This is a genomic window from Propionibacterium sp. (assembly GCF_047719395.1).
GTDB lineage: Bacteria > Actinomycetota > Actinomycetes > Propionibacteriales > Propionibacteriaceae > Propionibacterium.
The window spans coordinates 1-10417 of sequence record NZ_JBDNTB010000073.1 but is presented as its reverse complement, the minus strand read 5'-3'; the positions used below and the strand labels follow the sequence as shown (position 1 = coordinate 10417).

The following is a 10417-nucleotide window of genomic DNA, read 5'->3' as shown; positions in this document are numbered from 1 at the left end:
CCTCGAGGACGTCCTAGGCTTCCAGGTGGCGGGGCCTGACCGCCCCCCGGGCACCCGCGGGCCCCCCCGCGGGGGGGGGCGCCCGGAGTGTCCACGGGCATCGTCATGACCGGATCACCTGGAATTCACGAGGCGGAACGGACCGTCGCGATCGCGCTGGCAACCTGGTTCACATTGTCTGGATTCAACGCCGCGACGCAGATCCGACCGGCATCGGTTCCATAGATGTGCTGCTCGTGACGCAGCAGGTGCATCTGCTCCTTGCTGAGCCCGCAGTAGCTGAACATGCCGGCCTGGGCGTTGACGAAGTCCATATCGGTGATGCCTGCGGTGTGCAGGCCGTCGACCAGGGCAGCGCGCATCGACTTGATGCGCTCCCGCATCCCGGTCACCTCGTCCTCCCACTGAATCCGCAGCTGAGGGTCGGTGAGGATTTCCGTCACGACCTTGGCTCCGTGCATGGGCGGGGTCGAGTAGTTCTCACGCGCCGCAGTGCAAATCCGGCTGCGCACCCGCTCGGCCTCCTCGGCATCGGTACACACGAAGTGCACCGCGCCGATGCGCTCGCCGTACAGTGAGAAGTTCTTCGAGAAGGAGCTCGACACGGCGAAGTTCAGGCCAGCGGCGGTGAGTCGCCGGATGGTGTCTGCGTCCTCGTCCAGCCCATCGCTGAATCCCTGGTAGGCCATGTCGATGAGCAGCATGAGGTGCCGGTCGCGGATCACCTCAGTTGCGGCGTCCCACTGCTCGCGGCTGAGGTCGTAGCCGGTGGGGTTGTGACAGCACTCGTGCATCACGACGAGTGTGCCCGGCTCGGCAGCCCGCAGATCCGAGAGCAGGCCATCGATGTCGACGCCGTGCGCGGCAGCGTCGTAGTAGGCGTAGCTGCTGACCGTGTATCCCGCGTGCTTCAGCAGGGCAATGTGATTGGCCCAGGTGGGTGAACTCACCAATGCCGCGTGATTGGGGGAGGTGGCCGCGTAGACGTCTGCCGCCAACGTGAGGCCACCGGTGCCACCAAGCGACTGCGCAGTGACGATCCGGCCCTCTGCGATGGCCGAGGAGTCAGCGCCGAAGACCATCTTGCGGGCCTCGGTGTTGTACTCGGGCAGGCCGTCCATCGGGGGATAGGTGCGGGGGAAGCGTGCCTGGTCGAGCCGCGCTTCCGCCTCGTACACGCTGCTGAGCAGCGGAACCTTGCCATCCGCGTCCTGGTACATGCCCACACCCAGATTCACCTTGTTCGAAGCGGTGTCGCGGTTGAATTGGTCGGTGAGCCCGAAGATGGGGTCTTTCGGCGTGGCTTCCAGGCCGGCGAACAATGACATGGTTGAGTGTCCCTTCTCGTCCGCTCGATGGTAGCGGCTCACAGGCACAGAATGTGTACGGCAACCTGCCGCTCGGGCAGGATCCTGTTGCCGCAGTGAGAGTTTTCAGGCGGATGAGCATTCGAACCGGCATCCGGGGCGCGGACACTGATCGAGGCGGGCCGACGAGAGCCTCCCGATTCGCGGCTGAGCCGACAGATTTGTGGGGGCCAGCGAGGTCATTTTCGCTGTTGGCCTGCCCATTGGCGCGACAAATCCCTTGATCACGTTGGAAGATGGGGGCGTGGGTCAGCAGTGGTCGCTGGCCGCAGATGAATTCGAAAGGACGACACGTGATCCCTCGCGAGCAGCCGGGTCCGATCCTCAATGGTCTGCCGACAAATCTGCCGGACACTGACAGCGAAGAGACCCAGGAGTGGGTCGACTCGCTTGACGGCCTGATCGATGCCGGGGGGCGCAACCGGGCGCGGTACGTCATGCTCAAGCTCAACGAGCGGGCACGCCAGCGCCGGATCGGTGTGCCGTCCTTCACCTCGACTGACTATGTGAACACGATCCCGCATTCGCGAGATGCTCCCTACCCGGGCGACGAGCCTCTGGAGGAGCGGATCCGCCACATGCTGCGGTGGAACGCGGCGGTCACGGTGCATCGTCAGCAGCGCCCAGGTGTGGGGGTCGGCGGGCACATCGCCACCTATGCCTCTGCGGTGCAGCTGTACGAGGTGGGCATGAACCACTTCTGGCATGGCAAGGATCATCCGACCGGCGGTGACCAGATCTATTTCCAGGGCCATGCCAGCCCCGGCATGTACGCCCGGGCCTTCCTCGAGGGCAGGCTCACCGAGAAGGATCTCGACGGGTTCCGCCAGGAGTACTCACGCCCGATGGGCGGACGTGGCCTGCCGAGCTATCCGCATCCTCGCCGGATGCCCGACTTCTGGGAATTTCCCACCGTCTCGATGGGCATCGGGCCGAGCAATGCGGTGTACCAGGCGCAGTTCAACCGTTATCTGGAGAACCGCGGCATCAAGGACACCAGCGGCCAGCACGTCTGGGCCTTCCTCGGCGACGGCGAGATGGACGAGCCTGAGGCACGCGGTTCCCTCCAGCTGGCGGCCAACGAGGGGCTGGACAACCTCACCTTCGTCATCAACTGCAATCTGCAGCGTCTCGACGGCCCGGTGCGCGGCAACGGCAAGATCATCCAGGAACTGGAGTCCTTCTTCCGTGGTGCCGGGTGGAATGTCATCAAACTCATCTGGGGCTCCAACTGGGACCCGCTGCTCGACGCCGACACGGACGGCGCCCTCGTGAACTTGATGAACACCACCAGCGACGGTGACTACCAGACCCTGAAGGCCAACGACGGGGCCTATGTGCGCGAGCACTTCTTCGACAAGGATCCCCGCACTGCCGCGATGGTGCATGACTGGACCGACGATCAGATCTGGCAGCTGCGCCGCGGCGGACATGACTATCGCAAGATCTTTTCCGCCTACCAGGCGGCCACTGAATTCACCGGTGGACCGACGGTGATTCTGGCGCACACGATCAAGGGTTATTTCCTGGGTACTCATTTCGCCGCGCGCAATGCCACCCACCAGATGAAGAAACTGGCCCTGGATGACCTCAAGGGCCTGCGTGATCGTTGCGAAATCCCGATCACCGATGCCCAGCTGGAGGCCGATCCCTATCTGCCACCGTATTTCCGTGAGCCCGACAATTCTGACGCCATGGAATACATGTTCGAGCGCCGCCGCGAACTGGGCGGTTTTCTGCCTGAACGCCGCACCACGGGCAAGAAACTGCATCTTCCGGACGACAAGTCCTACAGGGGCGGGCGCAAGGGCTCAGGTCATCAGAAAATCGCCACCACAATGGCTTTCGTGCGAATCCTCAAAGACCTCATGAGGGACAAGGACTTCGGGCCGTTCGTGGTGCCGATCATTCCCGATGAGGCGCGCACCTTCGGAATGGATTCGTTCTTCCCGACGATCAAGATCTACAACCCCAACGGCCAGAAATACACGCCGGTGGATCACGACCTCATGCTGAGTTACCGAGAGGCGACCAACGGCCAGATCTTGCACATGGGCATCAACGAGGTCGGCTCTGTGGGGGCTTGGACGGCGGCAGCCACCAGCTATGCCACGCACGGTCAGCCGATGGTGCCGATCTACATCTTCTATTCGATGTTCGGTTTCCAGCGCACCGCCGATTTCATGTGGGCCGCGGCCGATCAACTCGCCAAGGGCTTCTACCTCGGGGCGACAGCAGGGCGCACTACGTTGACCGGCGAGGGCACCCAGCACATGGACGGCCATTCTCCGCTCATCGCCAGCACCAACACCGGTGTGGTGAGCTATGACCCTGCCTATGCCTACGAGATCAGCTACATCGTCCAGGACGGCCTGCGGCGCATGTATGGCGACGATCCAGAGGATGTTGCCTTCTACCTCACCGTGTACAACGAGCCGATGGTGCAGCCGCCCGAGCCTGAGAATGTCGATGTCGAGGGAATCCTCAAGGGCATGTACCTGCTCAAGGAGGGCAGCATGGAGGGCGTCAACCCCGACGCCCGTCGCGCACAGCTGCTCGCCTCCGGAGTCGGTGTGCCGTGGGCCCTGGAGGCCCAGGAGCTCCTCAAGAAGGACTGGGGCGTCGTCGCCGATGTGTGGAGCGTCACCAGCTGGGGTGAACTCCGCACTGACGGGATGCGCTGCGACCAACAGTCCTTCCTCTACCCGGGGATGGGAACCGAGGTTCCCTATGTGACTCAGCGGTTGCAGGGCCGTCCCGGGCCCGTGCTCGCGACAAGCGATTACATGCGCGCGGTGTCCGATCAGATCCGCGAGTGGGTGCCGACCGACTATGTGACCCTCGGCGCAGACGGTTTCGGTTTCTCCGACACCCGGCCTGCGGCGCGCCGGGAGCTGCACATCGACGCCGTGTCGCTGGTCGTCCGCACTCTGCAGACTCTGGCAAAGCGCGGTGAGCTGCCCGAGGATTGGGCCGTGAAGGCCGCCGATCAGTACGGCCTTCTGGATGTGCATGCCACCGACATCGACACGGCCGGCGGCGAATCCTGAGGCCCGATTCCCGTTGTCACGGGCACCCGTTCGCTGTGGCCGTAGCGACTCGATGACGCACCGGGTAGGACTCCGCCGGGCGGATGTGGTGAAGTAGATACATGGTAGGTAAGTCGGGCAGGGCATCTGCCTCAGTGGGGGGAGTAGAACAACTCAAGCTGGAACAGGGTGACGTCGTACAGGAACTCGGCTGGGACGAGGATGTCGACGAGGATCTCAGGGCCAGCATCATGGACGCCATCGACGGCGATCTCGTCGAAGACGTCGTCGAGGCGGTGGACACCGTGCTGCTGTGGCAGCGCAATGACACCGATGTGGCGGATTCCTTGGTCGATGCACTCGTCGATCTCAGCGACGACGGGCAGATCTGGTTGCTGACGCCGAAGATCGGGCGTCCGGGTTATGTCACGCCGACCGATCTTTCAGAGGGTGCTGAAGTCGCCGGTTTGGCGCTGACGAGCGGCGCCGATGTCTCGGCGGATTGGCAGGCACGCAAGGTGGTGCGTACGCACAGTCGGCACTGAGTCATACACTGCGCTGCGTCGGCGGGTGAGGTTTGCACCCGAGCACACGACGAGCGGCAGGCGGACACGAACAGCAAGATCCTGCGCGGCTGCGTCTCGTGTAGCGCGCCGCTGGTAGAAGATCCGGCGTCATGAACATTCGGCCCTCATCGTGAGCACTGACTCGCGGTGAGGGCCTTGTCATGCCCGGACCTGGAGAGCTCAGGGGCCTCCGCGGAATTGATGGGCAATTGATGTCGACAAGACTTGAGTCTCATAGACTCATGGTGGAATAATTCAAGTTGAGCCTTGGTTGCTCAAGGTGTACGCAGGGTCCAGGGATCCTGCGAAGACAACTGAACGATGAAGCGTGGCTGCGAGTGCGGCCACGCAGCGCGATTCGAGGAGCAAACAATGAGCACGATTCTGTACAACCCATTCCACGAGATTGATCGGATGCTGGACCAGGTGACCAAGACGGCCACAGGTGAGTCCCGGTTGATGCCGCTCGACCTGTTCCGTGACGGTGATGTCTACGTGGCGAAGATGGACCTGCCGGGTGTTGACCCCAGCTCGATCGACATTGATGTGGATGATCGCACCCTGAGCATCAGGGCCGAGCGCAAGTCCGATGAGATCCGCCGCGACGACGAGAGTCATTGGGTGAGCCGCGAGCGCAGTTACGGCGCTTTCGCCCGTCAGCTCACTCTCGGCACCGGCCTCGACCTGGCTCATATCAGTGCCGACTACACCGATGGTGTCCTGTCCCTGACCATCCCGATTGCCGAAGAGGCAAAGCCTCGCAAGATCTCGGTGACATCCGGTCAGAAGCACGAGCCCATCGAGGCCGCTGGCACCGATGAGCCCGGCGACGAGGTTCCTCAGGCCACTGAGAACCAGCCGCAGACAGTTACTGCCTGACACGACGCTCCTGCTCGAGAGAGCTCGACAGATGAGTAGCTGAACCGTGACACCCGCCACCAGTCACCCGGTGGCGGGTGTTGTCCTGTCCGGGCAGTTGGGCACTGGCTGGCCTGTCCGTGAGACGTGGCTGGCGGGTGACTCCCGGCTCGGCACTGTTCCTTCCACAAGGCCTCTTGCCGCGCTGACCTGGGGCTGCGCACCGGGCTCATCGTGGGTATCAATCACCTGGTGACGTGGGTTGCCGCTAGACTCTTCTGCGCCGGGCGCATAGCTCAGTCGGTCAGAGCGCGTGCCTTACAAGCACGATGTCGGCGGTTCGAGCCCGTCTGCGCCCACCAAATGGTCGTTGTTCAAACCGGCGACCTGACCGGTTTGATTTCCCGTTTCAACAGCTCGTTGCCGTGTGGTGGCGAGCTGTTGTACTTCCGGGTCGAAGAGGATGTTGAAGGGCTCGCCGGGCTGGCCGTCGATGTGGTTGTCGTCCTGGACGTAGAGCTTGTCGAAGAACGCTTGGTTGGCGATCCGCCGGAGCGAGTCGTCGATGCTCATGTAGAGCTTGTGGCAGTCGCCGGCGAGCTTCAAACAGTCGTCGAGGTGAGCTTTGGCCTGGTCGTATTCGATGTCGCCCGCTTCGATCTGGGCGTCGAGGAACGCCATGCGCCTTTCGATCTTGTCCTGCTCCTCCTTCATCAGGTCCAATGGCACGGCTCCTTCGAGGTGGGCGTGCAGGAGTTTGGTGCGTCGATCGTTGAGGTCGTGGCGTTCGGCGAGGTAGGTGCCGCGTTCGCGCTTTGAGGTTTCGTGGAGCCGGTCGAACTCAGCGGTGATCAGCTCCCGGAGTGCGGTCACGATGTGTTCTGGTATCTGGATGTGCTGGTAGTAGTCCTCGACGGCCGTCTCCACATCGGGCACGAACATGGCCTGCCGCTGGCAGTTGGTTCTCTTGGAGTGCCTGCCGGCGCAGATGAAGTAGGGGTAGATGACGCCCTGACGGCTTCTCGCATTGGTCAGGATGAGTCGGGAGCCGCACTCCCCGCAGTACACGCTGCCTTTGAGATAGTGGTCGTGGGCTTGGGTCTTTTCCCCGGACACCTGGTGGGCGTTGAGCACCGCCTGGACCCGGTACCACACTTCGGTGGCGACCAGTGGCTCGTGCAGCCCGTCGTAGCTCGCGCCACGGAACGATACCTGACCCTTGTAGTACGGGTTGGTGAGCATCCGGTGGACGGTGGAGAGGGCTGGCGGCCTGGCGGGCCGCTTGGGCGTGGGCGTGGTGGTCAGGCCCCGGTCGATGAGTTCCTCCCGGAGGGTGATGGTCGAGTAGTTGCCGGTGGCGTACGCCTCGAACGCCCACTTGACCAGGACCGCCCGGTCGGGGTCAGGCTCCACGACGCGCATTTCGCGACCCAGCTCGTCGCGCTTGGTGACGTTGAGGTAGCCGATGGGGGCTTTGCCGTTGGTGCCGCCCGCCTTGGCCTTCTGGCTCATGCCCTTGGCCACTTCGTTGGCGAGGTTGCGGCTGTAGAACTCGGCGATGGTGGACATGATGCCGTGCACCAACATCCCGGAGGGGGTCTCGTCGATGTTCTCGGTGGCGGACACGAGGATGACCCCGGCCTCTTTCAGGGCGAGATGGATGGTCACGTCGTCGGCCCGGTTGCGGGCGAGCCGGTCGATCTTGTGCACGATGCAGTAGGCGACGTGGTTCTTCCTGACGTACTCGATCATGCGCAGCAGTTCGGGCCGGTCGGCCTTGCGAGCGGATTCCCCGGCGTCGATGAACTCCTCGACGATGACGGCGTCCAGGTCGCGGGCCTTGCGCATGGTGGCCTCGCGCTGGGCGGGGATCGAGAAGCCCTCGTCCCGGCCTCCGCGTTCGGCCTGCTCCTTGGTGGAGACCCGCAGGTAGGACACGGCCAGGCAGGTGGTCTCGCCGATGTAATCGAGGTCCTGGGCGGCTGGCGGAGCGATAGCAGTGGTGGTGGTCATGGGTCGCGTTTCCTTCCCCAACAGCGGGGCCAACGCGAGCGGCATGGGACCGCTTGCGCGGTGCGGCTCGTTAGGAAACATGACCCGGAACACGCCCCGTGGGGTGGTTCCTTCGTATTGCCCGAAGGCTCAACATGACTGCGCACCACGGCCACACCGGAGCGTGGCCGCTGGCTTGGTACGTCTACGATTCTACCGGGTTGCCCGGATTCTGCCCAGAGCCGGACTCGCGGTGCTGCTCGGCTTGGGTGCGGGCGAGGGCCATGGTGACGAACAGTTGAGCGAGCCGGTGCAGGTCCGGGGACTCGCGCAGCTTCGCTTCAATCCGGTAGTCGCGCATCCGCTCCGGCGGAGCCTTTCCCTCCTCGTTCATCGGACTTCTCCTGTCTGGGGGTCCACGCCTGCGTAGAAGGCGTCTTCGGCCTTCTGACGCTTGTTCACTTCGTCGATGACGAAGCGCACGAAGTCCTCGTCCCGGTCGCCGATCGGCGTCTCCTCGACGGGTGCAGCGGCCTCCTCGCCGGGCCAGCTGGTCTGACGGGTGGGACGGTCGCGGTCCAATCGTGTGCCGGAGGTCGCGACCCATTCGCGCAGGCGCTGGCGGGAGTCGGCGAAGTCGCGATGCCATCCCAATGGGGCGGCGGCGTTCTGCTCGGCATCATAGGCCGCCAGCCAGCTCAGGTGGAGGGCGGAGAGTTCCCAGACCAGTTCGGGATGCCGGTGCCACATCGGCGGGATCACGCTGGCCGCCAGCCCGTAGGTGTGGCGCAGCCAGTCCACCCACCGGTTCAGCTCCAGCAGCTCAGCCTCCAGATCAGTTGACGTGAGGAGGTTCCAGTTGATCGGGTGCGGCGGGTCCGGTAATCCGGGCTGCGGGTCGAAGGCGTCCTGCTCGTCGGGAGACTCGGCGTCGGGAGTGAAATCGTCGTCGCTCATGATGATTCCTCACAGTCCGATGCCTGGAGTGCGGCGCTCCGGGCCGGGGCGCTCAGAACTGTGGGAGCTGACGGCATCACGGGCGACCCCATCCTGGCTGGCCGCGTTTTGTCTGAGTGTGCGGTCCACGTCGTAGCGTGTGCGCGCCAGATCGTGTCCGAGGCGAGTGGCGACGAACTCCTCGCCCGCGAACCGCTGCCCGTCGCGCTCGTAGGAGTACTCGCGCACGCGTCCGTTGGCGATGATGCTGTCGCCCTTGGCCAGCCTCGCGTAGCCCTGTTCGGCCGTAGTTTTGAACGCCACTAGATCGTGGTAAGTGGTTTCCAGCTTCGTGAACGACTGGTCTTCCTCGCGCCGGTAGTGCTCGACGCCGAGCTTGAAGTAGAGCCGGGCGTCGCCCTTCTCCGTGTATGCCAGCTGAGGGTCGGAGGCCACGAAACCGGCCACCGCCTGCTGCGTCTGAATCCCCGCCATGAGTCCTGCTCCCTATCTGGTCGCGCAGCCCGTGATTCGGGTTGCTGTGCCAGACAGGTGGGCGCGCGCCACCGGGGCGTCAGCCGCGTCGCAGCAGGGCTTCGATCTCTGCCCGGTCGGTAGTGAGCTGTGCGGCGTCGGAGCGTTTGGGCCAGGGGTGCAGGTCGGTGATGATGGGCGGGGCGGAGCGCAGCAGGATGATGCCGGTGCCGAATGGGAGGCGTCGGATGCGGTCGGGCGGCAGGATCGGGACGCGGCGGATGGAGCGCTGGTTGGAGCGGCTGCCGTGGTCGCCGAGGGTCACGCTGTCGGTGTATTCGTCGCGTTCGCCGATGAGGTTGGCGATGTCTTGGAGGTCGCGGGAGCCGGAGGCTCCGCCGAGGATGACTTTGACGATGGCCGCGTCCCAGATCGCTGAGGCTTGGTGCTCGTTCCACCGGTCACGCGCCTGGGACAAGGACTGCAAGACGGGCATGGTGGTGATCCCGGAGCCGCCTCCTTCCGCCATCAGCGTCGGCAGCGAGGGCAGGGGTGCGAGGTTGGCGATCTCGTCCAAGGCGAGCAGTAGGGGTGGGTCGAGTCTTGTGCCGGGTGAGCGGGCGGCCATTCGCCGCGCGGTCTCGATCAGGTCCTCCACCAAGGCGGCGACGAGGGCGGCGGAGGCTCCCGCGCCGCTGCCGGTGGCCAACAGGAAGAGCGTGCCCTTGTTGTGGATAAAGGTTTCAGGCTCGAAGCTCTCACCGACATCCGGTGATACGGCGTCGAGCACCCGCGGGTCGGCCAGCGAGCCGAGGGCGAGGGAGACGCCTTGCCAGATGGAGTCGCGGGTGCGCGGGTCGGAGTCGATCATCGCCTGCAAGGACTCTGCCCACCCGGTCGCCGCCTGGGGTGAGGCGTTGAGGATGGCCACCGCTTCGGCGGCGGCCACGGGGTCGAGGGTCCAGCGGAACAGTTCGGCCGGGGTGCGATGGTCGATGGCCGCCGCGTGCAGGAGGGCTTGGAGCGCCGACCGGGTTTTGCCTTCCCAGAAGCCGCCGGACTCGACGCCGCCGGAGGACAGGCCGGTTCCGGCGGCGCGCCCGGGGGGGCGGCTCCTCGCGGGCTGCCGGGTGGGGGAGGCCCCGCTCGGCGCCCCCCGCACCCCCCCCGGGCCCGCCTCGGGCCCATCGGGGGG

General features: G+C 64.7%; 9 protein-coding genes, 1 tRNA gene and 1 pseudogene. 5 read left to right on the top strand and 6 right to left on the bottom strand.

Annotated features, from left to right (window positions below; translation table 11 throughout):
* Nucleotides 1-125: 125 nt before the first annotated feature.
* Entirely contained in the window at nt 126-1328 is a 1203-nt protein-coding gene (locus ABF648_RS11115; RefSeq protein ID WP_415632325.1) for an aromatic amino acid transaminase, read from the bottom strand.
* A gap of 311 nt (nt 1329-1639) precedes the next feature.
* Here ABF648_RS11115 and aceE point away from each other — a divergent pair, with 311 nt between their 5' ends.
* The 5 genes from aceE (at nt 1640) to ABF648_RS11090 (ending at nt 6639) form a co-directional block, all read left to right on the top strand.
* Nucleotides 1640-4417, top strand: a complete 2778-nt coding sequence (gene aceE / locus ABF648_RS11110; RefSeq protein WP_415632324.1) for a pyruvate dehydrogenase (acetyl-transferring), homodimeric type — start codon at nt 1640-1642, stop codon at nt 4415-4417.
* Nucleotides 4418-4518: 101 nt separating this feature from the next.
* On the top strand, nt 4519-4941 hold the full coding sequence (locus ABF648_RS11105) for a DUF3052 domain-containing protein (RefSeq protein WP_415632323.1): 423 nt from the start codon (nt 4519-4521) through the stop codon (nt 4939-4941).
* A 393-nt stretch (nt 4942-5334) separates the two neighbouring features.
* A complete protein-coding gene (locus ABF648_RS11100; protein ID WP_415632322.1) occupies nt 5335-5841 on the top strand; it encodes an Hsp20/alpha crystallin family protein in 507 nt (168 codons plus the stop codon).
* Nucleotides 5842-6105: 264 nt separating this feature from the next.
* Nucleotides 6106-6182: transfer RNA gene (locus ABF648_RS11095), tRNA-Val, on the top strand.
* Between the two features lies 1 nt (nt 6183).
* Nucleotides 6184-6639 carry a hypothetical protein gene (locus tag ABF648_RS11090; RefSeq protein WP_415632321.1) on the top strand — a complete coding sequence of 152 codons (456 nt, stop codon included), beginning with the start codon at nt 6184-6186 and terminating at the stop codon, nt 6637-6639.
* 141 nt (nt 6640-6780) lie between these two features.
* Here ABF648_RS11090 and ABF648_RS11085 read toward each other — a convergent pair.
* From ABF648_RS11085 to ABF648_RS11065, 5 genes and pseudogenes are all read right to left on the bottom strand, one after another.
* A pseudogene (locus ABF648_RS11085) lies at nt 6781-7833 on the bottom strand (recombinase family protein); the annotation flags it as partial.
* Nucleotides 7834-8017: 184 nt separating this feature from the next.
* Entirely contained in the window at nt 8018-8206 is a 189-nt protein-coding gene (locus ABF648_RS11080) for a hypothetical protein (protein WP_415632320.1), read from the bottom strand.
* On the bottom strand, nt 8203-8769 hold the full coding sequence (locus ABF648_RS11075) for a hypothetical protein (protein ID WP_415632319.1): 567 nt from the start codon (nt 8767-8769) through the stop codon (nt 8203-8205). The genes ABF648_RS11080 and ABF648_RS11075 overlap by 4 nt, the downstream gene beginning before the upstream one ends.
* Before the next feature lie 9 nt (nt 8770-8778).
* Entirely contained in the window at nt 8779-9243 is a 465-nt protein-coding gene (locus tag ABF648_RS11070; RefSeq protein WP_415632318.1) for a single-stranded DNA-binding protein, read from the bottom strand.
* Nucleotides 9244-9322: 79 nt separating this feature from the next.
* Nucleotides 9323-10417 (bottom strand): type IV secretory system conjugative DNA transfer family protein (locus ABF648_RS11065; RefSeq protein ID WP_415632317.1); only part of this gene is annotated, 1095 nt, incomplete at its 5' end.